This window comes from Lacrimispora sp., assembly GCF_031982545.1.
GTDB lineage: Bacteria > Bacillota > Clostridia > Lachnospirales > Lachnospiraceae > Lacrimispora.
Genome location: NZ_DALYXB010000011.1, coordinates 1 through 25277 on the forward strand (window position 1 = coordinate 1; position 25277 = coordinate 25277).

17 protein-coding genes are annotated in these 25277 nt (G+C 43.0%); 2 read left to right on the top strand and 15 right to left on the bottom strand.

All coding sequences use genetic code 11. The annotated features are described in order from the left end of the window. Positions 1 to 70 precede the first annotated feature (70 nt). The 15 genes from ABS301_RS18165 to rpoB all read right to left on the bottom strand — a co-directional run bounded on the left by ABS301_RS18165 (position 71) and on the right by rpoB (position 23719). The gene (locus ABS301_RS18165) at positions 71 to 883 is read right to left on the bottom strand and encodes a flagellar motor protein MotB (RefSeq protein WP_349673558.1); all 813 of its coding nucleotides are present in this window, start codon (positions 881 to 883) and stop codon (positions 71 to 73) included. Between the two features lie 11 nt (positions 884 to 894). After that, positions 895 to 1683, bottom strand: a complete 789-nt coding sequence (gene motA, locus ABS301_RS18170; RefSeq protein WP_349673559.1) for a flagellar motor stator protein MotA — start codon at positions 1681 to 1683, stop codon at positions 895 to 897. Between the two features lie 165 nt (positions 1684 to 1848). Then, a complete protein-coding gene (locus tag ABS301_RS18175) occupies positions 1849 to 3522 on the bottom strand; it encodes a DUF5722 domain-containing protein (protein WP_349673560.1) in 1674 nt (557 codons plus the stop codon). A gap of 199 nt (positions 3523 to 3721) precedes the next feature. Next, positions 3722 to 4915 carry an elongation factor Tu gene (gene tuf, locus ABS301_RS18180; RefSeq protein WP_349673561.1) on the bottom strand — a complete coding sequence of 398 codons (1194 nt, stop codon included), beginning with the start codon at positions 4913 to 4915 and terminating at the stop codon, positions 3722 to 3724. 153 nt (positions 4916 to 5068) lie between these two features. Then, positions 5069 to 7189, bottom strand: a complete 2121-nt coding sequence (fusA, locus tag ABS301_RS18185) for an elongation factor G (RefSeq protein WP_349673562.1) — start codon at positions 7187 to 7189, stop codon at positions 5069 to 5071. Between the two features lie 15 nt (positions 7190 to 7204). Then, positions 7205 to 7675: a 30S ribosomal protein S7 gene (gene rpsG, locus ABS301_RS18190; protein ID WP_349673563.1), complete on the bottom strand. Its 471-nt coding sequence runs from the start codon at positions 7673 to 7675 to the stop codon at positions 7205 to 7207. A 177-nt stretch (positions 7676 to 7852) separates the two neighbouring features. Further along, on the bottom strand, positions 7853 to 8272 hold the full coding sequence (gene rpsL, locus ABS301_RS18195; RefSeq protein ID WP_097002558.1) for a 30S ribosomal protein S12: 420 nt from the start codon (positions 8270 to 8272) through the stop codon (positions 7853 to 7855). Positions 8273 to 8472: 200 nt separating this feature from the next. Further along, positions 8473 to 9732: an ABC transporter substrate-binding protein gene (locus ABS301_RS18200; RefSeq protein ID WP_349673564.1), complete on the bottom strand. Its 1260-nt coding sequence runs from the start codon at positions 9730 to 9732 to the stop codon at positions 8473 to 8475. Positions 9733 to 9812: 80 nt separating this feature from the next. After that, a complete protein-coding gene (locus tag ABS301_RS18205; protein ID WP_349673738.1) occupies positions 9813 to 10727 on the bottom strand; it encodes an AraC family transcriptional regulator in 915 nt (304 codons plus the stop codon). Between the two features lie 18 nt (positions 10728 to 10745). After that, entirely contained in the window at positions 10746 to 11843 is a 1098-nt protein-coding gene (locus ABS301_RS18210) for a glycoside hydrolase family 88/105 protein (RefSeq protein ID WP_349673565.1), read from the bottom strand. Beyond that, positions 11822 to 14320 (bottom strand): hypothetical protein, encoded by a 2499-nt coding sequence (locus tag ABS301_RS18215; protein ID WP_349673566.1) that lies wholly within the window; start codon positions 14318 to 14320, stop codon positions 11822 to 11824. Before ABS301_RS18215 ends, ABS301_RS18210 begins: the two co-directional genes overlap by 22 nt. A 17-nt stretch (positions 14321 to 14337) precedes the next feature. Then, complete coding sequence (locus ABS301_RS18220) at positions 14338 to 15171, bottom strand: carbohydrate ABC transporter permease (RefSeq protein ID WP_349673567.1); 834 nt, start codon at positions 15169 to 15171, stop codon at positions 14338 to 14340. After that, positions 15161 to 16036 carry a carbohydrate ABC transporter permease gene (locus ABS301_RS18225; protein WP_349673568.1) on the bottom strand — a complete coding sequence of 292 codons (876 nt, stop codon included), beginning with the start codon at positions 16034 to 16036 and terminating at the stop codon, positions 15161 to 15163. Before ABS301_RS18225 ends, ABS301_RS18220 begins: the two co-directional genes overlap by 11 nt. 138 nt (positions 16037 to 16174) lie before the next feature. Next, positions 16175 to 19834 (bottom strand): DNA-directed RNA polymerase subunit beta', encoded by a 3660-nt coding sequence (rpoC, locus tag ABS301_RS18230; protein WP_349673569.1) that lies wholly within the window; start codon positions 19832 to 19834, stop codon positions 16175 to 16177. Positions 19835 to 19852: 18 nt separating this feature from the next. After that, positions 19853 to 23719, bottom strand: coding sequence for a DNA-directed RNA polymerase subunit beta (rpoB, locus tag ABS301_RS18235; protein WP_349673570.1), 3867 nt, complete (start codon positions 23717 to 23719; stop codon positions 19853 to 19855). 208 nt (positions 23720 to 23927) lie between these two features. Between rpoB and ABS301_RS18240 the strand changes: the two genes are divergently transcribed. Together ABS301_RS18240 and ABS301_RS18245 are read left to right on the top strand one after the other, a co-directional pair. Then, entirely contained in the window at positions 23928 to 24377 is a 450-nt protein-coding gene (locus tag ABS301_RS18240; RefSeq protein ID WP_349673571.1) for a hypothetical protein, read from the top strand. Between the two features lie 234 nt (positions 24378 to 24611). Further along, positions 24612 to 25232 carry a superoxide dismutase gene (locus tag ABS301_RS18245; protein WP_349673572.1) on the top strand — a complete coding sequence of 207 codons (621 nt, stop codon included), beginning with the start codon at positions 24612 to 24614 and terminating at the stop codon, positions 25230 to 25232. Positions 25233 to 25277 lie beyond the last annotated feature (45 nt).

A 25277-nucleotide genomic window follows, 5' to 3' on the forward strand; every position in this document is an offset into this window, starting at 1 on the left:
CGCTCAGAAGAAGATCCTCCTTTTTCGTAGAGACTTATTTCACAGCCCCTTTTTTTACCCCATAACAGACCTATTTGATAAGCGGTTCTTCAAGGTTATTATATTTTGAACTAAGAATAATAATATCAATACGTCTATTCATTGTTCTTCCCTCGGCTGTTGAATTATCAGCTATTGGTTTAAATTCGCCGTATCCTACTGCAATCAGCTTATTGGGAGGATAATTGCATTTACCGATAAAGAGCTTAACAACATTTACGGCTCTTGCCGTGGAAAGCTCCCAGTTAGATGGATAAGAGCTTCGGCTGATTGGCACATTATCAGTATGACCTTCAATACGTATGAAGTTATCAACCGTGTTCAAAAGACTGGCTACTTCAATTAAAGTGTCCTCACTCTGTTTTTTAATATTTGCACTGCCTGAGTCAAAAAGAATGGCATTATTCAGTCTGATAACCAGACCTCTCATATCAATCATGGTGGATACGGACTGATCCATGCCTTCGTCATGCAACCTGGTATCAATTTCCCCCTTCAGAGTTTCCAGTTTTTTTAGTTCATATTCACCCAAAAAGCTTTCTAACTCGCTTTCCGTCTCAATATTTAAAGGCCCGCCTTGTGGAGACGCATCCGATGGTGTACTGCTTTCAGGAGGGGCAGCCCCACCAGAACCAGAGCCGGAGCCTTTACCATTATAATCTTTGTTCATCATGGAAGAGGAAAATTCCTGAGAAATCTGCTGCGCTTTTTGGGCATCAATTTTGCTGACAGCAAAAAGAACGATGAAAACTGCCAACAGCAACGTCATCAAATCTGAATACGGCAAAAGCCATGCCTCTCCAGCTTCCTCTTCCTGATGTGCCTGCTCTCTCTTTTTTGACATATGTAATCACCCTATTCCTTTTTATTCTGCTGCGCTTCAATCTTTTTCTGCTTATATTTAGGAAGACAAGCAAGTAATTTCTCCCGGAGTACAAAGGGAGAGTCCCCATGCTGCATGGATATAATACCTTTTAGGATGATCTCTTTCGCCATAACTTCCTGCTGGCTTTTCACCTTCAGTTTTTTTGCAAATGGATTCCATAAAACATATCCGGTAAAAATACCAAGTATGGTCGCGATAAACGCAGCAGCGATCGCTTCCGCCATCCGTTCTGTATCATTGATTGAGGACATGGCAGCAATCAAACCAAAAACCGCACCCAAAACACCCAGGGTAGGCGCATAGGTACCGGCAGACGAAAAGATGCTGGCATTAATTTCATGGCGTTTTTCCATGGCACTGATTTCTGTCTCCAGAATATCCTCGATAACTTCTTCCCCTGTTCCATCAACAAGTAAACGGATTCCTTTTTTTAAAAATGGATCTTCCAGTTCTTCAGCCGTTGCCTCCAGGGATAATAATCCTTCTGAACGTGCTTTCTTTGCCAGTTCATACATCAGTTCTATCATCTCAGCTTCTGACTGGCCCTTTTTCTTAGTAAACAGGACCCTGAAAAGAGATCCGATAACTTTAACATTCTCGCCTGGAAATGAATTTAAAATTGTGGCAACCGTTCCAACAATAATAACAAAAAATGCCGCAGGATTTAAAAGTACAGCAAAATCAATGTGTTTGAATATCATTGCGCCGACAACAGCTATAATACCGCTTATAACGCCCAGTATGGTGGTAATTTCCATATGTTCTCCTTTGTGTAAAAATATTAAATGAATTCCGGATTCAGCAAATCCGATGTATATGACTTTTTATAGTATAATATATTTGCAGTCACTCTTGTGTTTCATAATTGTTAAGATCTCAATACGCCAAAAGGCTGTCATGAATTTACATGACAACCTTTCATTTTATTTCTCTAATGATTTCCATTTGAAATTAGGAACCACGTCGGACCATTTCTGTATTCCAATAATAGATTTAGCAAACTCCGTGGTCTCCAAAGTACTCTTTTTCTTATCAATATCGTGGAACACCTGCCAGATCTTGCGTCGTTTCGTTGCCACAATATCATCTCCCTTATTCATATCACAAGCCCAAAGTCCGAAGGCCAGACCGCTTCTTACTTCCAGCGGAGCATCAACCTGACGGCTTAGGATGTAAGCATCAATATAAGGGTTACTGTCAACCATGTAATAAGAGTAAGCATATGCCGCAGCCTGTACCTGGGATACGTCCTGTCCAGACTGGGTTCTTGCCGTAAATCCCTGTTCTGTCAGAATAATATGTCTTACCTGTCCAGTAGGCGATTTCAGACTGTCCTGAGCCATATAATCTGTAAGAGTGGTCAAATTCTTAAAATTAATTACTGGAGAATTGAAATCATTCTTAATCAATCCGGTTTTATCATCATCCCAGAACTCCGGCTCTGTCATAGGGCATGGATATGGGTGATAAGATAATCCCCAGTCCATCTGTCCCTGTTCGTTAGCAATGGAATTAAATGTATCAACGATCTGTCTGCCGCCGTATTTCAGCTTATTATCAATCTCATTATTCCAGTTATAATCCAGAGAATAATAAACTCTGTCGTTGGCACTGGTGCTTTTAATCGCAGTGTAGAATACACGGAACGCATTCTGGTATGCCTGGACATAACTGGTTAAATCCCTTGCCCCTACATAGTTCCACTGTTGATTGTTAATTTCGTTTCCAATAATCCAGTTGGATATCTTCCCGTACTTGGGATTGGAGCCGTTATAACGTTCTGCCAGAAATGACGCGATCGCTCTTGTCTGTTCAAAGCCTTCCGGTGTCGCTGTATTAAATAAGTAATAAAATGCATTAGAGCTTTTCTTAGTACCAGGATAAATCAGATCAGGTGCTGACGGATTCCAGCCGTTTAAAATAATAGCTGTTACGGTCATGCCTTTTCCTGAAAGAGCACTGATTGTCTCGTCATAGCTCTTAATGGCATTGGTATCAAAATGATAGGTCTTGCCATCATACTGATAATCAATTCCCTGACCCAGAATCTGATGGAATGAGATATTCGTTGCAACATGCTTCACTCCAAGTTCAAATGCGTCTCCCAGCATATTAAGTTCAATGTTCAGACCCTTTTTGGTAAGGGGATCATTAAATTTGCTCTTATTTGCTGCCACTGCCTCCGGATTTGTTATGTAATGAGGCTTGCTCACAGGTATGTACCTGTTTCCATCCCAGACTGCCACTACAAATCTGCTGTAGAGTCGATCCTGTAATGTGTTGCGGTTCAATGAAAAAGTGAATGCGGCTGAATCTCCCAAAGATGCTTTTGCTGCATAATCAGTTCTTCCTTCCAGGCTGTTTTGATAGGGCTGAAGCTCTACCAGATAAAGCACACCATCCGTTCCCTGAGCCGGTGCATGATTTGAAACCTTAACTGTTACGCTGGTTAAATCAGAATTAACGAGACAAGACTGAATCACAGCCTGATCATCGGAAATCACTTCATCCGCTAACGAAACAAAAGCAGAGGCACAGCATAAAAATCCAGCTGCCAAAAGTCCGGTAAAGACTCTGCCTAATTTTATTTTTTTCATCTTCGCATTCCCTCCATGCAGTCATTTTCAGATACCCTACCATGATACCTAATTTCCCTCATTTTTACAATAACGTTTTTATTACGTATTTGTAATAAAACCTTAAGGGGGAGTAAATGCGTACATCTTCATATGGTTATTAATAAGGGAAAAAAAAGCCGAAACCCTTATAAACAAAGGGCTCGGCTTTTAAATTTAATTATTCAATGATTGTAGCAACTCTGCCTGAACCTACAGTACGTCCGCCTTCACGAATAGCGAAACGAAGACCCTGCTCCATAGCGATTGGGTGGATCAGTTCAACAGACATTTCTACGTTATCACCAGGCATACACATCTCTGTGCCAGCTGGTAAATCGCAAACACCAGTAACGTCAGTTGTTCTGAAGTAGAACTGAGGTCTGTAGTTGTTGAAGAAAGGAGTATGACGTCCACCTTCATCTTTTGTCAGAACGTAAACCTGAGCTGTAAATTTCTTATGGCATTTTACAGAACCTGGTTTAACAAGACACTGTCCTCTTTCGATTTCAGTTCTCTGAACACCACGAAGTAATGCACCGATGTTATCACCAGCCTGAGCTTCGTCAAGTAACTTACGGAACATCTCGATACCAGTTACAACAACTTTACGTGTTTCTTCATGGATACCGATGATTTCAACTTCGTCAGATACATGTAATGTACCACGCTCTACTCTACCAGTAGCAACAGTACCACGACCTGTGATTGAGAAAACGTCCTCGATAGGCATTAAGAATGGCTTATCTGTTTCACGAACTGGATCTGGAACCCACTCGTCAACTGCCTTCATTAATTCAAGAACTTTATCGCCCCAAACGCCGGAAGGATCTTCAAGAGCCTTTAAAGCAGAACCCTGGATGATTGGTGTATCATCGCCTGGGAATTCATACTCGTTTAACAGCTCACGGATTTCCATGTCTACTAACTCAAGTAACTCAGCATCGTCAACCATATCGCACTTGTTCATGAATACAACGATGTAAGGAACGCCTACCTGACGAGAAAGCAGGATGTGCTCTCTTGTCTGAGCCATAACACCATCGGTAGCAGCTACAACTAAGATAGCGCCGTCCATCTGAGCAGCACCAGTGATCATGTTCTTAACGTAGTCAGCATGTCCTGGGCAGTCAACGTGTGCATAATGTCTTTTCTCTGTCTCATACTCAACGTGAGAAGTAGAGATAGTGATTCCACGCTCTCTCTCTTCTGGAGCCTTATCGATGTTCTCGAAAGCCACTGCCTGTCCAGTACCTAATCTCTCATGAAGTGTCTTTGTGATAGCAGCTGTTAAAGTTGTTTTACCGTGGTCAACGTGACCAATGGTACCGATGTTACAATGGATTTTGTTTCTTTCAAACTTAGCTTTAGCCATTTTATAACGTCCTCCTTAATTTATGCTCATTTCGAGCTATCATTTTATGTTAGGCTGTTTTTTATTATATGCTATTTGTGCACTATTTTCAAGCCTATTTAAGGGATTCCGGGCGGACTTCACAGCCCGGAATCCATTGGAACCTGTTAGGAATTATTTGTCCTTTTTCTCTGAAAGAACTTTTTCCTGAATACTCTTCGGTACCTGCTCATATTTCTCAAAGAACATAGAGAAGTTACCGCGGCCCTGAGTTCTGGACCGTAAATCTGTAGAATAACCAAACATCTCGGAAAGCGGAACGTATGCTTTGATCATCTTACCGCCGCCGATGTCTTCCATACCTTCAATACGACCACGACGGGAGTTGATATCACCGATAACGTCGCCCATGTAATCTTCCGGCATAGTTACTTCTACTTTCATGATCGGCTCAAGAAGAATGGAACCGCCCTTGTGCATCGCATCCTTAAACGCCATAGAACCGGCAATGTGGAATGCCATTTCACTGGAATCGACTTCATGGTAAGAACCATCGTATACAGTAGCTTTAACGCCTACTACAGGGAATCCACCAAGTATACCAGCCTTGGTTGCTTCCTCAATACCTTCCCCAACTGCAGGAATGTACTCTTTTGGAATAGAACCGCCGACAACAGCTGACTCGAACTTGAACAGTTCTTCGCCATTGGCATCCATCGGTTCAAAGCGAACCTTACAGTGTCCGTACTGACCACGTCCACCAGACTGTTTTGCATACTTACTGTCAACCTCAACGGTCTTAGTAAAGGATTCCTTGTAAGCAACCTGAGGTGCACCTACGTTTGCTTCTACGTTAAACTCACGAAGCAGACGGTCAACGATGATCTCAAGGTGAAGCTCACCCATACCGGAAATGATAACCTGACCAGTTTCCTGGTTGGTCTTTGCACGGAATGTAGGATCTTCTTCAGCAAGCTTAGCTAACGCTTCACCCATCTTGCCCTGACCAGCTTTGGTCTTTGGCTCGATAGCGATATCGATAACTGGCTCTGGGAATTCCATGGATTCAAGAATTACCGGATGCTGTTCATCACAGATGGTATCACCAGTTGTGGTAACTTTAAAACCAACAGCTGCTGCGATATCACCAGAATATACTTTGTCTAACTCACTTCTCTTGTTAGCATGCATCTGAAGGATACGTCCAACACGCTCTTTTTTGCCTTTTGTTGCATTCAGTACATAAGAACCGGAATTCATAATACCGGAATATACACGGAAGAACGCAAGCTTTCCAACAAACGGGTCAGTCATGATCTTAAATGCAAGTGCTGAGAACGGTTCTTCATCAGAAGAATGACGTTCAATTTCATTGCCATCCATATCAACACCCTTAATAGAAGGAATGTCTGTAGGAGCTGGCATAAATTCAAGAATTGCATCGAGAAGTCTCTGAACGCCTTTGTTTCTGTATGCGCTTCCGCAGCATACAGGAATGGCTGTACAGTTACAGGTTGCAGTTCTTAAACCTTTCTTTAATTCTTCAGTAGAAGGCTCTTCACCCTCTAAGAACTGCATCATCAGATCATCGTCTAATTCGCAGATCTTCTCTACTAACTCTGCATGGTAAAGTTCAGCATCGTCTTTCATATCCTCAGGGATATCAGTAACAGTGATATCATCACCCTTGTCATCGTTGTAGATATATGCTTTCATCTCAAACAGATCGATAATTCCCTTGAATTCATCTTCTGCTCCGATTGGAAGCTGGATGCAGATCGCATTCTTACCAAGACGAGTCTTGATCTGCTCTACTGCACCGAAAAAGTTTGCACCCATGATATCCATCTTGTTGATGAATGCCATACGGGGTACGTTGTAGGTATCAGCCTGACGCCATACGTTCTCGGACTGTGGTTCAACACCGCCCTTAGCGCAGAATACGCCAACTGCACCGTCAAGCACTCGAAGGGAGCGCTCTACTTCAACAGTAAAGTCAACGTGTCCTGGAGTATCAATGATATTGATACGATGCTCTAACGCACCTGGTTTAACCTTGGTGTTCTCGTGCATGGTCCAGTGGCATGTTGTAGCCGCTGAAGTAATTGTGATACCTCTTTCCTGTTCCTGCTCCATCCAGTCCATGGTTGCAGTACCTTCATGAGTATCACCGATTTTGTAGTTTACACCAGTATAATAGAGGATACGCTCGGTTAATGTAGTCTTACCTGCATCAATATGGGCCATAATACCAATATTTCTGGTTCTTTCCAATGGATATTCTCTTCCAGCCAAAGCTTTTTCCTCCTATTAGAATCTGTAGTGAGCAAATGCCTTGTTTGCTTCAGCCATCTTGTGCATATCTTCTTTCTTCTTTACAGCTGCACCGGTGTTGTTAGCAGCATCAAGGAGCTCATTTGCCAGTCTCTCTTCCTGAGTCTTCTCTCCTCTTTTACGAGAGTAAAGAGTAAGCCATCTCAGGGCCAATGCCTGTCTTCTTTCTGGTTTAACTTCGATCGGTACCTGATAAGTAGCTCCACCGATACGTTTTGCCTTTACTTCAAGTACAGGCATAATGTTGTTCATTGCTTCTTCGAAGACTTCTACGGCTGGTTTGCCAGCTTTTGTTTCGATACGGCCGAATGCGCCGTATACGATCTTCTGAGCAACGCCTCTTTTACCATCCAACATAATGTTGTTAATTAACTTAGTAACAACCTTGTTGTTGTAAAGCGGGTCTGCTAATACGTCTCTTTTTTGAGTATGTCCTTTACGTGGCACGTTACTTCCCTCCTTAATATCGCCGTCTTTTCATACGAATAAACAGCTATTCATTAGATCCTCGGTACTCACAAACATTGAAGTTGCGTTCGCGCTCGGTTTCTATCTATATAATCCTGCAACCTACAGGTTCAATATCTAAAGTCCGGCACTAGAAATTCAAATGTGTGGTATTAATTACTTTTTGTCTTTAGGTCTCTTAGCACCGTATTTGGAACGAGCCTGTCTTCTGTTCGCTACTCCTGCAGTATCCAGTGTACCTCTAACGATATGATATCTGGTACCTGGTAAATCTTTTACTCTACCGCCGCGAATTAAAACAACGCTATGCTCCTGAAGGTTGTGACCCTCACCTGGGATGTAGCTTGTTACTTCGATTCCGTTTGAAAGACGAACTCTGGCGATCTTTCTGAGAGCAGAGTTAGGTTTCTTAGGGGTTGCAGTTTTTACCGCTGTACAAACGCCTCTCTTCTGAGGAGCAGAAATGTCAGTCGCCTTCTTCTGTAAAGAGTTGTAACCCTTCTGCAGAGCTGGTGCTGTGGATTTCTTAACGCCTGTTTGTCTGCCTTTTCTTACTAACTGATTAAATGTTGGCATTCCATTCACCTCCTGTGATATTGTCTGTGGTTGCTGTCATCTTCAGCTTAATTTACGCACAAAAACGTGACGCGTTTATGCACGCCTAATTATTATATACATATTGTTTTTTTTTGTCAAGGTTTTCTTTTTTAGATATAATTGCAAAAAAATGGACCGCTGTTGTGATATTTTACAGCGGTCCGAATTTTTTTATATCGTTATTGTTTCAGTTCTTTCAGCTTTTCGTTAATCAGACCCTCCATTTCTTCCGTATACTGATCAACAGACAGTTTTCCCGCAAGAACCTCCACCAGCTTGTCCCGAAGATCACCCTGAACTGCTCCGGTCAAAGCCTGATACCCCCACTCTGATCCGGGACGTGATGAGGTTGCAGCCAGTTCCTTTGAAAATATATTAAAATATTCTTTTCCAAAGGCATAGTTTAAACTCTCATTTCCTTTTACCTGAGATAAGTAGCTGTTTTCTTCACAGTACTTTGCATTGTTCTCAGCTTTAGAGATCCATTCAATGAATTCTGCGGCTTCCTTTTCCACTCCGGTGTTCTGGAATGCAGCCAGATACTTTCCACCCGGTACGGAAGAACGCATTGCTTCTTTGGGAAGATAGGTCACACCCCAATCAAAGTCAGTGATCTGATCTTTGTAATTGGCAATCATCCAGCTTCCGGAAAAATGCATTGCCACCTGACCGGTACGGAATAAGTTGTTTGGATTTTCTGAACCAAGCCATACGGAGGAGGGAACGATTTCCTCGTCATGAAGATCTTTAAAAAATTGTATGGCACGTTTATTTTCTTCTGTATTGAAATCGGAAGCATTGAGATCCTTATTTAAAAGACCGCCTCCTGCCTGGTAAAGAAGGGTTGTGAACCGCTGGGGAGATTTATCATAGACCAGACCGTATTTGCAGCCGCCTTTTTCCATTACGGTTTTCATGGCTGTCTTCCACTCATCCCATGTCCAGACCTCATCCTCAGACTGGGGTACAGCAACACCGGCCTTCTCAAAAGCAGTTTTATTATAAATGAGTCCGTTCGCAGTTACATCCATAGGCGCTGCCAGCACCTTATCATCAAATACAAATTTTAAGCCTTCTCCAAAACTGTTTACAAATTCGTCTTTGTTTGATACGTATTGCCCCAGATCAACCAGCTGGTTCTGAAACGGTCCTAAATTGGTGAGTCTGGCAATCGCCGGAGATTCCTTTCCATTAATCATGTTCTTAATCTTGCTTTCCAAATCTGAGTAAGGAACCTCAATCAGCTCGATTTTGATGTCTGGATGCTCTTTCATATACGCATCTGCCAGCTTCATGAAAGATTCGCCTTCCTTGTTGTCGCTGAACCAGACTACTTCAAGCTTTTTCTCCTTGCTCTCCGCTTTTCCCCCACCAGAACAGCCTGTTAAGGTTCCAAGCGCCAATGCCCCCATAAGCAGCCACGATACCATTTTTTTCATAAAATACCTCTCCTTTGTGATTTAGTACATTCATTTTAACATTTGCAGCAATACAAAAACCTCATATTTCAGACATGAAATCATTCTTTTTTGCTCTCTTTTGACTGCGCGTACTTTTTCGGTGTAATTCCAGTCATTTTCTTAAATACAGAGATGAAATGGCTGTCACTGTTATAGGAAAGTGCCAGCGCAACATCGGTAACAGAGTGTCCTTCCTTTAGCAGAGCCTTTGCCGCAATAATCTTCTGGTTTGCCACATACTGAGTCAGGGAAAAGCCCGTCTCCTTTTTAAAATAGTGGCTCAAATAATAACGGTTCATATAAAACCGGCTGGAAATTTCATTTAAATCCAGTCGTTCTTCCACATGAGATGCAATATACTTCTTTAGCTGTTCAATTCTCTCCCGGTAAAGAACGGGATCTTTAAATTCCTCTTCCTGTTTTTCTACAAATTCCTGAGCCGGTTTATTTTTCTCTCTTTCCATAAAAAACTGGTACATCTCATTAATGGATGCAATCAGCTCCAGTATGGAAAGCTTGATTCTCACCGTTGATTCAGCCCTGTCTCTGTTCTGGGAATGAATGCTCTGCTCTATTTTTTCAAACAGTTTTTCTACTTTCTGAAGATTCTCCCCGCACAAATGAAGACGATGCAGAAAAGGATCAGGACGGTTCTCAAAAAAGCGGGAGAAGTCGTAATGAAACACCTCTGCCATCAGGTTTAACAGCTCCGGCTCAAACATGAGGACATACCTGTAATAGGTTTTTCCCGCAGCACCGCTGGTGCGGTGATACTCCTTGTTGTTAATGAGAAATAAGTCTCCCGATCTTACATGATACGTGCGGTTTCCAACTTCCATCAAAGCTCCGTCTGTAAGAAACAGAATAATTTCATACTGGTTGTGAAAGTGAAACCCCTGCATTGCCCAGTTTTCAGAGCCTCCATGAAAATAATACAATGAGTCAAATTCTTCAAAAAAAACCCGTTCTTTCATCTCCACAACCAGTCCCTTCTAATGCCAAGCAGTATTCATAGCCTCTTGCAGCACCAGTATTACAAGTGCCTGTCCATAGGTCATCGGGCAGCACGGGATTGTCTTATAAAATTCTCCGTTAAGCCCGATAGGAGTTCCATAGGAAACATTTTTAACAGTACCATCTTCATCAATATAATTTAAAAGATTTTTCATTCCCACCTGGATCAGCTCATGATAATCTTCTTTCTTTAATATTCCAAGGCGCACCCCTTTCATAATTCCATACAGGAATGCAGCGCTGCAGGATATCTCTATATAGGAAGAATCGTCATCTATAATGGTATGCCATAAACCGGTCTTTGGATCTGCATACTGTTTCAGCGCATCTACCTGATTTTTATAAACACTTAAGAAATACCGCTTCAGGCCTTCATCCATAGGAATGTCCTCCAAAAGCTCCATAATGACTATGGTGTACCAGCAGTTTCCTCTTCCCCATAGAACTTTACCGTAGTTATCGTTTCTTTTAAAGTTAAAACCGTGGTAAAACAGCCCCTCTTCTTTATTTAATAAGTATTTAACATGAGAAAGGATCTGATAATTTGCCTCATCATAATAATCCTTTCGGTCAAGAAGCTTACCGGCTCTTGCCAGAAACAGCACTGCCATAAACAATGTATCAATGAGAATCTCATCATCATTGGCACTTCCCGTTATCATATGCTGAAAGCAGCCATCTCCAGTCCGGATCAGCTTTTGATCTTTCATAATCCAGTCGGCCCAGTCTTTGATAAACTCCAGATATTCTGGTTTGCCCGTTCTTTCATATAGATAAGTAAGGGTGAGCATGGGAGAAGTCGTATTCACATTCCGTTCCAGTATTCCCTCCCTGATCCGGTTATCATACCAGTCAGTGATGGAGTCAAGAATCTCCTGCCTGCCGCTAACCTCATAATACTTATAAAGGCCGAATATCCCCACTCCCTGGGGCCACTCCCAACAATTAAAGTCAATCAGGCTGATGGGGTATATTTCTTTCATGCCGTTATTTTTTAAAACCATCATTTTCTCTGATACCAGATTTAATTTTTCTTCTAATGTCTTTAAATCTATCACGTCGTCCTCTTCCTCCATCTGATTGTGCCTTCTACTGTCTGCGGATAATGGTATACAGTTTCCCTGTTGACCTTTAATATGGTTTCTTTCTCAAGAAGATACTCTGTCCCATTTTCATCTGTTACAGAAGTGCAGGTTCCATCCATGGTGATGACAAGTTTTTTGAAAGCTGAAAAAACATCATCAAGACTTTGGCCTTCTCCAAAGCTACCTACCCGCACGACCCATACATTATCTCTTCCCTGGCTGATAAATTCCCTAAACTGATTGGGCCCGTGTTCCTGTATGGTAAGTCCCTGAAGGGCTTTTACTGCAATATAGGCCCCATCCTTTTCCAGCACCAGAACGCCATCTTCTCCCTTATAACGGGAAAATGCACTGATTGGAATGTAAGCATGAGTGTACCCAATTCTCTCTTCTTCCTCAATATGAAATCTCAAAACTGCAGTATTTTCAAATTGAACCCCAAGGGGAAGTACACCGTTGCCTGCCCAGAAATTTGGTCTGCCGCTTCCATATGGAAACGCTTCTCCCGGGTGGTTGATGAAGACCTGAGCCGTCTCATCGATTGTCGCCTGTAAGATATGCTCCTGATATCCTTTCTCAAATGGCTTAAAGCCCACTGCGGTGGATAAAAGAGCACGGTTATTTTTGTAGAGATAGAGATTGACGTGATTTTCAAATCCCTGTGTATTTTCAAAGATCAGTTCTTCCTCTTCGTCTATCACCGCATACTTTTTATACTCCATTGGAGGTTCATAATTTCCAAGAATGAGAGAAATGTATCCAATACAGGCTCTGTTTAAATATCCAGCATTATAAGCCACATAAAGCAGGGAGGTGGTACCCGCATTGTAATTCCCCTTCATCTCCTTTTCATAACTCCGGCCAAAGCTGGTCATTACAGCCCCCTTATGAGTGTTGACTGCCAGAGAATAGAATATCATATCCAGTGCCTTTTGCGCTTTTTTATGGAGTGGATTGCCTTCCTCAGTCAGATTATAAAGGGTGCCGATTCCAAGCACGTCCACAGGAATATAGGCGTTGGAATTCCATTCTGTAATAAATTCCCGGAAAAAGTCGTCAAACCATTGATGCAGAAGTTCTTCTCCTCTTGCCTTTACCTCTGCCCCAGTTCTGCCACTGTTGGTGAAAATCCGTTCAGGCAGGTAGGTTCCTGTCAGATACTGGCAGCAGTGAAAAAGGAGCGCATGATTTTCGCTGAAAAACCACATCACATCGTCCCCAGGTTCATCAATCCAGTATCTGTACTGAACCATGGTTTCTTCCAGAGCTTTTTTTAATGTGTCAGAAATACGGCTTTGGAACATCCGGTAAATGTAAATCATGATGATAAAGTGAAAATCGGAACAGTCCTTTCTGCTTCTCACTCCTTCCATCTCTTCCATCAGAATCGCTTCTGCCCGCTGGCAATCCTGATTCATATAAAGCAAGGCTGCTGCTTTATATGTATTGTCAGGAGCAAAACGGATTACTGCGTCCATCGCCAGTTTTCTGCGGATGCTGCTGTCCTCATTCCCGCTTAAGAGGAATTCTTCCCGCACCAGCTGATTCCCGATTTTTCTCTTTATGGAGATTCCCTGATAGGTAAGTACAACAGTAAAATAATAATATCCTGGTGAAATGTCAGCCGTATAGAACAGCTCCAGCCCTTTTTGTAAAGGTTCCATGGAATATTTTCTGGTTTTTATAAGCTTCCATGATTGTTCCATTTTTTCTATAAATTCGCCCGGAGTTACGATAACCTCCAGGTCAAGGTTTGTATCAAACGGATTGCTAAGATTCATTTTTATAGGTTCGCTGATATAAGCCTCTTTATCAAAGCTCATTGCGTTTAACATCTGCTCCATTTTTGTTAAAACGCCTTCATTTACCTCATCTTTCACCGGAATCAGTATTTTTAAATCGGCTCCTCCCAGCCGCTTCATTCGGAAATAGTAATCCGTATCCCGCTCTGCCAGATCATCAAGACACACCACCAGTGAATTTTCCCCTTTTAAAAGAGGAATGGAAACTGTTGTTTTTTTTACAAGATTTCTGGTAAATGGTGTGAAGTCACAGATCAGCTGTTCATTTGCCCAGACTGTTAACCCACCGCAGGTCTCCAGCTCAAAATCTATGGTGTTTGCTACATCAGACCAGAGCGTGGTAAAACCATACATTCTTAAATAAGTTGGACGGTAATAAAAGCCTGAGGCATCGATTCCCGGATTTCCAAATGGGAAATATTGTTTTAGCTTATTGCCGTCTGACAGTTCTGTAAAATCAGGATAATCGGGAATTTCCCGTCTCCGTTCCTCTAAAAATTCTTTCCTGCAGGGATTCTCATGAATGGCAAACCCCTTCTTCAGCCATTCATTGACTCTTCCGCTTAAGGTAGATCTGGTAAATTCCCGAACCTGGGTATGAACCTCGCTTATGAGGAAGCGGTTTACAAATCCTTCCGCAAACAGCGGATATTCCAAGTACTTCATGCTCTCTTTCCTCCCATTTACTCTTTTACTCCTCCGGCTGTCATGCCGCCTATGATATGACTTTGCAGTGTCACGAACACTAAAATTACCGGAATCATGGATATAACCGACATGGCCAGAAGGCTGTTCCAGTCAACCGAATATTCACCGGAGTAATTTGCAAGCGCAAGCTGTATGGTGTAACGTTCTTTGCTGTTAATCACCAGCTTGGGCCAAAGGTAATCATTCCATCTCCACATAAAGGAGAAGATACAAAGCACAGAGATAACCGGTTTTGCCAGAGGAAGCATGATCCGCATTAAAATACTGGTTTCCGACGCTCCGTCAATTCTGGCCGCTTCCATATAGGCATCCGGAATCCCTACGTAATACTGTCTTACCAAAAATACGGCAGTGGGGGATGCCACAGCTGGAATAATCAATCCCCATAAGCTGTTGTAAAGACCGGTTGCCACGATAACCTTAAAAATGGGAATCATGATGACCTCCAGTGGAATCATCAGCGTTGCCAGTACAATACCAAATAAAATCTTATCCCCTTTAAACCGGTATTTGGCAAAGGCGTAGCCTGACATTACATTTACCACTATGGTAAGGAACGTGGCTGTAACACTGATAAACACGGTATTGAAAAAATAAATTCCGAAATGCCCTTCTTCCAATGCCTTCTGGTAATTGGAGAAGGAAGGGTTTTTCCCAATAAGGCTTGGCGGCCAGGAAAACAGCTCTCCTGTACTTTTAAAGGAGGAACCAATCACCCAGAGAATCGGGATCAGGAATAAAAAGGTCAGAATCAGCAAAATTGCCCATGTCACTCCGTTTAAGAAATATTTCCTGCCTTTAGTCTGCATCCTGCTCACCTCCTCTATTTACCTTAAACTGTACCACTGTAAACATTGCCAGCAGCACGAACAGGATCATGGTCATCGCACTGGCATAACCCATCTGATTTTTTTCGAATCCGGTTTCCTGAATCGTCTGAACCATAAACTTAGTAGCACCTGCAGGTCCACCCTGGGTCAGAGCATATACCAGCGGATATGTTTTTATGATAGTAACAGTGGATAAAACCAGAACCAGTAGGCTGGTTGGTTTTAGAAGCGGCAGCGTGATGTAGCGAAACTGATGGTAGAAACCTGCACCATCGATGCGTGCCGCCTCATAATAAGTTTCAGAGATAGCCTTAATTCCTGATATGAACATGACCATATAATAACCGGACATACTCCATGCAGTCACAAAGATTACCACCCCCATGGAATAATTCTGATCCGTCAGCCATTTAACAGGGGAGTGTCCCATTACAGTGAGAAGATAATTAATAACGCCAAATTCTTCTCCCAAAAGGAACCTCCAGGTCAGTCCTACTATAATACTGGAAATCATGGTAGGCCAGTAAAAAACAGCCCGGAAGAAATCATTTCCTTTTCTGGCTCCCGACAATAACAAGGCCAGACCCATGGCCGATACATAGACAAGGGGAACCGAGACCCCGGTAAAGAAAATGGTACGGAGAAACGAATTCCAGAATCCCCGGTCCGAAAACAGCTTGATATAATTTTGAATCCCCACAAATACCTGAGGATTTATCCCATCCCACTTTGTCAGTGATATCCACAACCCATTTACTGCCGGAAAGAACAAAAACAGGCCGAATATAATTAAAGTAGGAGCAAGCAGCAGATAAGGGAATACATTCCGCTCAAACTTCCTCATTGTTTTTACCTCCTTTTTTTATGATTATAGCATTAAAAAAAAGAGAAAAATCAAGTTTAATTATGCAAATATTATAGAATATTGTCATTTCCATAAAAAAACGCCCTGACAGAAAAATCTGTCAGGGCATCTTCATTCTTATTCTTCTATTTCACCTTCACTAATGGCTAAAATCTCTTCTGCATCATCAAAATTGTCATCAGATAACAGAATCTCATCATCATCAGTTAAAAGAATCTCATCACTTTCCTCACAAGCAGCATCTGTGCTTAAGTTAATGGTGCGGTAACGTTTCATACCTGTACCGGCAGGAATCGGCTTACCGATGATAACATTCTCTTTTAATCCGATTAAATGATCCACTTTACCGTTAATGGCAGCTTCAGTCAGAACCTTAGTGGTCTCCTGGAAGGAAGCAGCTGACAGGAATGAATCGGTAGCCAGAGATGCCTTGGTGATACCAAGCATTACCTGCTTTCCGTCTGCCGGCTCTTTGCCTTCGGCAAGAAGGGCATCATTTAAATCATTATAGTCAAGAACGTCCATAGAAGTTCCTGGAAGGACATCGCTGTCTCCGCTTTCTTCTATTTTGATCTTCTTAAGCATCTGTCTTACGATCATCTCAACGTGCTTATCATTAATCTCAACACCCTGCAGACGGTATACACGCTGTACTTCCTGGATCATATAATCCTGAACTGCACGAACACCCTTAATCTTTAAGATGTCATGAGGATTTACACTACCTTCTGTCAGCTCATCGCCGGCTTCCAGTACCTGACCATCCTGCACCTTGATTCTGGAACCATAAGGAATTAAATAAGTCTTTGAATTTCCCGTTTCGTTCTCAGTAATGATAATTTCACGTTTCTTTTTCGTATCTTTAATGGCAACTACACCAGGGAATTCTGCAATAATAGCAAGACCCTTCGGCTTACGTGCCTCAAAAAGCTCCTCAACACGGGGAAGACCCTGTGTGATATCGCCACCGGCAACACCGCCGGTATGGAACGTACGCATGGTCAGCTGTGTACCAGGTTCTCCGATTGACTGAGCTGCAATAATACCAACTGCCTCACCAACCTGAACCGGCTGTCCGGTTGCCATGTTGGCTCCGTAACATTTTGCACACACACCCTGATGGGATTTGCAGGTAAGAACGTTGCGGATCTTGATAGAATCACGCCCCATCTTATTGAGCACTTTCATAACGGCTCCCGCACGTTTAGGAGTACACATGTGGTTTGCTTTTACAATTACTTCTCCTGTATCCGGATCTGTAATGGTTTCTGCAATAAATCTTCCTGTGATACGCTCTTCCAGGCCTTCAATGGTTTCCTGTCCGTCTGTGAATGCCTTGATCTCCATAAACGGAATATCTTTCCCTTCACAACAGTCGATCTCTCTGATAATCATATCCTGGGATACGTCTACCAGACGTCTGGTCAGATAACCAGAGTCGGCTGTTCGAAGCGCTGTATCGGAAAGTCCCTTACGGGCTCCATGAGCAGAGATAAAGTACTCCAATACGTCAAGACCTTCACGGAAGTTTGACTTAATAGGAAGTTCGATGGTATGACCGGTTGTATCTGCCATAAGTCCACGCATACCTGCCAGCTGTTTGATCTGCTTATCAGAACCACGGGCTCCGGAATCTGCCATCATGTAGATGTTATTGTACTTATCAAGTCCTGTCAGCAGGTCATGGGTCAACTGATCATCGGTTGTTTTCCATGTGTCAATTACTTCTTTATAACGCTCTTCCTCTGTGATAAGACCACGGCGGAAGTTCTTTGCAATCTGGTCAACCGTTGCCTGGGCATCTGCGATCAGCTTCGGTTTGCTCTCCGGCACAGTCATGTCGGAAATGGATACTGTCATGGCTGCCTTTGTTGAGTACCGGTAACCAATGGCCTTAATGTCATCCAGAGTTTCTGCGGTCTGTACAGCTCCGTGAACGTTAATAACTTTTTCAAGGATCTGTTTACACTGCTTCTTGCCTACGTGGAAATCGACTTCCATTAAAAGCTCATTGCCTGGAATGGAACGATCTACGAAACCAAGATCCTGAGGAACAATCTCATTGAATATGAAACGTCCTACTGTGGATTCTACAACTCCGCTTAATACGGTACCATCAGGCATCTTCTTGCTGACTCTTGCCTTAATTCTGGAATGAAGGGTAACTGCCTGGTTTTCATAAGCAAGAATTGCTTCATTAATGCTCTTGAATACCATTCCCTCTCCCTTGGCACCAGGTCTTTCCTGTGTCAGGTAATAGATACCAAGGACCATATCCTGAGATGGTACTGCTACAGGACCACCGTCGGAAGGCTTTAATAAGTTGTTTGGAGAGAGCAGAAGGAAACGGCACTCTGCCTGGGCTTCTACGGAAAGAGGCAGATGAACCGCCATCTGGTCACCATCGAAGTCGGCATTAAATGCGGTACAAACAAGAGGATGAAGCTTAATTGCCTTACCTTCTACCAGAATCGGCTCGAATGCCTGGATTCCCAGTCTGTGAAGGGTAGGCGCACGGTTTAACATAACCGGATGCTCTTTGATTACGTCCTCTAAGACATCCCATACCTCTGTCTGAAGACGTTCTACCATCTTCTTTGCATTTTTAATGTTGTGTGCTGTACCATTGGCCACAAGCTCTTTCATAACGAAAGGTTTGAATAACTCAATGGCCATCTCTTTTGGAAGACCGCACTGATAAATCTTAAGTTCTGGTCCTACTACGATAACGGAACGGCCGGAGTAGTCAACACGTTTTCCTAAAAGGTTCTGACGGAAACGTCCCTGTTTACCCTTTAACATATCAGATAAGGACTTTAAGGCACGGTTTCCAGGTCCGGTAACTGGTCTGCCACGTCTGCCGTTGTCGATTAATGCATCAACTGCTTCCTGAAGCATACGTTTTTCATTGCGGACAATGATATCCGGTGCACCCAGCTCTAAAAGACGAGCCAGACGGTTGTTACGGTTAATAATTCTTCTGTATAAATCATTTAAGTCGGAAGTAGCGAAACGGCCGCCGTCCAGCTGTACCATAGGACGGATATCCGGAGGGATTACAGGAACTACTGTCATGATCATCCACTCTGGTAAGTTACCGGAGTTGCGGAATGCTTCCACAACTTCCAGTCTCTTGATAATTCTTGCACGCTTCTGTCCGGTTGCGTCCTTTAAGCCTTTCTTTAAATCCGCAGAATCTTTTTCAAGATCTATGGAATGAAGGAGCTCTAAAATAGCTTCAGCACCCATTCCCACACGGAAGGAACCGTAACCGTACTTATCCACTTCTTCTCTGTATTCTTTTTCTGATAAAACCTGCTTATACTGAAGACCTGTATTTCCAGCATCCAAAACAACATAAGAAGCAAAATACAGCACCTTCTCCAGTGTTCTGGGTGAAATATCAAGGATCAGACCCATACGGCTTGGTATTCCCTTGAAATACCAGATATGGGAAACAGGAGCAGCGAGCTGGATATGACCCATACGCTCTCTTCTGACACTGGCCTTTGTTACTTCAACGCCGCATCGGTCACAGATAACGCCTTTATACCGGATCTTTTTATATTTACCGCAATGACATTCCCAGTCCTTGCTTGGTCCGAAAATCCGTTCACAGAACAAACCATCTTTTTCTGGCTTTAAGGTTCTGTAGTTAATTGTCTCAGGCTTTTTCACCTCGCCGTGGGACCAATCCAGAATTTTCTCCGGGGATGCCAGACCGATCTTTATGGCATCAAATGTCATCGGGTGGTAAGTTTCATTATTTTCAGGCATGAGCGGTTCTCCCTTCTATTATTCTTCGTCTGAATCGTCAAATTCTACGTCATCGAAATCCTCAAAAGAATCGTCGACACCGTCCGCATCCTCTTCTTCATCAACATTTACCAGTTCATCATCCTTGAATTCCTGTTTCTGATAACCTAATTCACTAAAGGATTCCTCGTCGCGGTAATGCTTATCGCCTTCAATGATGGATCTTAAATCTGTTTCCTCATAATCGGTGGTCTCAGCAATCTGAACCTCTGTATTGTCATCACGCAGCACTCTTACATCGAGAGCCAGTGACTGAAGTTCCTTTAACAATACCTTAAAGGATTCCGGAATTCCAGGCTCAGGAATATTCTCTCCCTTAATGATGGCTTCATAGGTTTTTACACGTCCTACCACATCATCGGATTTCACTGTCATGATCTCCTGCAGTGTATAGGAAGCACCATAAGCCTCCAGAGCCCAAACCTCCATCTCTCCGAAACGCTGGCCGCCGAACTGAGCTTTACCACCCAGAGGCTGCTGTGTAACCAGGGAGTATGGTCCGGTAGAACGGGCATGGATCTTATCATCAACCAGATGGTGCAGTTTCAGATAATGCATGTGTCCAATGGTAACCGCACTGTCAAAGTATTCTCCGGTTCGTCCGTCACGAAGGCGAACTTTTCCGTCTCTGCTCAGCGGAACACCTTTCCACAAGCCTCTGTGCTCTAAATGTTCTCCCAGATATTCAATTACATCAGGTCTTAACGTATCTTTATATTTTTCCTGGAAGTCTTCCCACTCCATATTTACATAGTCGTTGGCTACGTCCAGGGTATCCATAATATCAATCTCGTTTGCTCCATCAAATACCGGTGTGGATATGTTAAACCCAAGTGCTCTTGCAGCAAGGCTTAAATGGATCTCAAGTACCTGACCGATGTTCATACGGGAAGGAACGCCCAGTGGGTTTAATACAATATCGAGAGGACGGCCGTTTGGAAGGAATGGCATATCTTCTACCGGAAGCACACGGGAAACAACACCCTTGTTACCATGACGTCCAGCCATCTTATCACCAACAGAAATCTTTCTCTTCTGTGCGATGTAAATGCGGACAGTCTGGTTCACACCCGGTGAAAGCTCGTCACCATTTTCTCTGGTAAATACTTTCGCATCAACGATGATACCGTAAGCACCGTGAGGTACTTTTAAGGAAGTATCACGTACTTCTCTAGCCTTTTCACCGAAGATTGCACGTAACAGTCTCTCTTCTGCTGTCAGTTCGGTCTCACCCTTTGGAGTTACCTTACCAACAAGGATATCTCCTGCACGGACTTCCGCACCAATACGGATAATACCTCTTTCATCAAGATCCTTTAATGCATCCTCGCCGACGCCAGGAACATCACGGGTAATCTCTTCCGGTCCTAACTTGGTATCACGGGCTTCTGCCTCGTATTCCTCAATATGGACAGAAGTATAGACATCTTCCTGTACCAGTCTCTCACTTAAGAGAACCGCATCCTCGTAGTTATAACCTTCCCAGGTCATGAATCCGATCAGCGGATTCTTACCAAGAGCGATCTCACCCTTCTGTGTAGAAGGACCGTCAGCGATAACGTCTCCCTTTGCCACATGGTTATTCTTAAATACGATTGGCTTCTGGTTGTAGCAGTTGGACTGGTTGCTTCTCTTAAACTTGGTTAAACGGTAAACATCTTTTCCACCATCGGAATCACGTTTGATAATGATTTCATTGGAGGCAGAACGCTCTACCACACCAGAGTTTCTTGCAACAACGCACACACCGGAGTCAACGGCAGCTTTTGCTTCCATACCGGTTCCTACAACAGGCGCATCGGTTGTCAGCAACGGAACGGCCTGACGCTGCATGTTTGATCCCATGAGCGCACGGTTCGCATCATCGTTTTCCAGGAAGGGGATCATGGCTGTCGCTACGGAGAATACCATCTTCGGAGAAACGTCCATTAAATCAATATTTTTTCTCTGGAACTCGGATGTCTCCTCACGGAAACGTCCGGAAATATTCTTATGGATGAAGTGTCCTTCTTCATCAAGAGGCTCATTCGCCTGAGCAACAACAAAGTTATCTTCTTCATCTGCAGTTAAGTAAACAACCTCATCAGTAACGATCGGATTGTTCACATTGGTTTTATCTACCACGCGGTAAGGCGCCTCTACAAAACCGTACTGATTGACTCTCGCATAGGTAGCAAGGGAGTTAATCAGACCGATGTTAGGACCTTCTGGTGTCTCAATCGGGCACATACGGCCGTAATGAGTATAATGAACGTCTCGAACCTCGAATCCGGCACGGTCTCTGGAAAGACCTCCAGGTCCCAAGGCAGATAAACGTCTCTTATGGGTAAGCTCAGCAAGCGGGTTATTCTGATCCATGAACTGGGACAGCTGGGAACTGCCGAAGAATTCCTTAACAGCCGCAGTAACCGGCTTGATATTAATCAGAGACTGTGGCGTAATGCCATCCATATCCTGTGTTGTCATACGTTCACGGACAACACGTTCCATTCTGGACAAACCAATCCGGTACTGATTCTGGAGCAGTTCTCCTACCGCACGGATTCTTCTGTTGCCCAGATGATCGATGTCATCTGCGTTACCTACTTCTTCTTCCAGATGCATATTATAGTTGATGGAAGCTAAAATATCTTCCTTTGTAACATGCTTGGGAATCAGTTCATTCACGTGTCTGTGAATTGCTTTCTTTAATGCTTCTTCGTCGTCGCTTCCAACTTCTGACAGAATTTTTTCAAGAGCTGGGTAGAATACTAATTCTGTAATCCCGGCTTCCTTTGGATCAAACTTCACATGGGCTGACAAGTCAACCATTAAGTTGGAAAGGACTTTCTGTTTGTGCTCCACACCTTCCAGCCATACGAACGGAACAGCTGCATTCTGAATATCAATCGCAAGCTGCTTGTCTACAGTCGTTCCAGCCTCAGCTAAGATTTCGCCGGTTGTAGTATCCACCACATTCTCAGCCAGAATATGACCAGTGATGCGGTTTTTAAAGTGAAGCTTTTTATTGAATTTATATCGTCCGACTTTGGCCAGATCGTACCGTCTCGGGTCGAAGAACATACTATTTAACAAACTTTCAGCACTATCAACAGATAAAGGCTCACCTGGGCGGATCTTCTTATATAACTCCAATAAGCCATCCTGGTAATTATCAGAAGTATCTTTACCAAAACTGGCCAGTAATTTTGGCTCCTCACCAAACAGATCAATAATCTCTGCATTGGTACCATAACCAAGAGCACGAATCAGGACGGTGACTGGAACCTTTCTGGTTCTGTCCACACGCACGTAGAAAATGTCGTTGGAGTCAGTCTCATACTCCAGCCATGCACCACGGTTTGGAATCACCGTACATGCATATAATTCCTTACCTACCTTATCGTGTTCGATACCATAATATATACCTGGGGAACGTACCAGCTGGCTTACAATAACACGTTCGGCACCGTTAATCACGAAGGAACCGGTATCTGTCATAAGCGGAAGATCGCCCATGAAGATCTCATGTTCATTAATTTCATCTTTATCTTTATTGCAAAGTCTTACTTTTACCTTTAAAGGAGCTGCGAAAGTTGCATCTCGTTCTTTGCATTCTTCTATTGTGTACTTGATGTCATCCTTACATAATGTAAAATCGACAAACTCAAGACTTAAGTGTCCAGCAAAGTCTGCAATTGGAGAGATGTCTTCAAAGACTTCCTTCAATCCTTCATCAAGGAACCACTGATAGGAATTCTTCTGAATCTCAATCAGGTTTGGCATCTCAAGCACTTCTTTTTGTCTTGAGAAACTCATTCTCAGGCTCTTACCGGCCGGGACCGGACGCATTCTGCTTTTCTCCATTGACGTTTCACCCCTGTTTTCTTTCTATTCATTTCTGTTTTGGGCATAAATGTCCCAATAAGGCACACAAAGCCACAATAGTGCACATTCCATAATATCATAGTGCTGTCAAGGTGTCAAGCATTTTTTGCTTGTATTTCCCAGAAAAATGTGTTATACTATTGCAGATAGGCCCAATTTACAATATGAACTATTGGAGGTATTCCCGGTGAGCACATTTTTAAACGTATTATTAGTGATTCTTTTCATCGTAGTGATAGCTCTGGCAGTCCTTTACTTTCTTGGAAGAAAGCTGGAAAAGCGTCAGGTAGAACAGCAGCAGGCATTGGAAGCTGCGGCACAGACCGTTTCCATGCTTGTGATCGATAAGAAAAAGATGAGGCTAAAGGATGCCGGGCTCCCAAAAATCGTGTATGAACAAACACCAAAGTACATGCGCCGTACTAAGTTGCCGATCGTAAAAGCAAAGGTCGGACCAAAGGTTATGACATTGATTGCAGACGCAAAGGTTTTCGATGTGCTTCCTGTTAAGACAGAAGCAAAGGTTGTGATTAGCGGTATCTACATAACCGAAATCAAAAGCCTCCGTGGCAAAGCAGTTCCTCCGGCGCCAAAGAAGAAATCTTTTTGGGACAGGTTTAAAAAGAAAAATCATTAGACCAGGTTACGATTCCTATCACCGGAACGTCTGTGATAGATGCCGATGAGCGATTAAACTCGTTCATCGGCATTTTTGTTTGTCTTTTGTTAAATAAATTTTAAAATGTCAGATAAGTCTATTGACATACCGGAAATATGTGATATAATTAAGTTACAAGGTAGTTAGTAATGACTAACCAATAATTAAAAAATTAAACTTGACAATAAATGAGAACCCGAAAGGAGAACCACTATGTTTGAACAAATTATTTTACCTTATAAATATGAAGCTTTAGAACCCCATATCGATGCTCTTACAATGGAAACACACTATTCCAAACATCACGCAGCCTATACAAAGAATTTAAATGATGCAGCGAAAATAGCCGGAGTCGAGAATATGGATATTGTTTCCCTTCTCTCCTCTCTCAATCAGATTCCGGATGAGGCACTTAGAAAAACAATCAGAAACAATGGAGGCGGCTTTTATAATCATAACCTGTACTTCTCCACAATGAGCCCTGATGGAGGCGGAGAACCGGAAGGTCCGCTTAAGGCGGCTCTTGACGATGCTTTTGGAAGCTTCTCACAGTTTAAGGTTCAGTTAAGTGCACTGGCAGCCGGACAGTTTGGATCTGGCTGGGGATGGCTCTCAGCTGACAAGGCTGGTAAGCTGCATCTCTCATCAAGCCCCAACCAGGATAATCCGCTGATGGAAGGAGGCGGTAAAGTTCCAATTCTTGGAATTGATGTCTGGGAACATGCTTATTATCTTAAGTATAAGAACCTAAGGGCTGATTATATCAAAGCTTTCTTCGATGTAGTGAACTGGAAGGAAGTATCGAATAATTATAATAAAGTAATGAATGATTAGGAACATAATTTTGAGGAGAGAAAACATATTTGTTTTCTCTCCTCT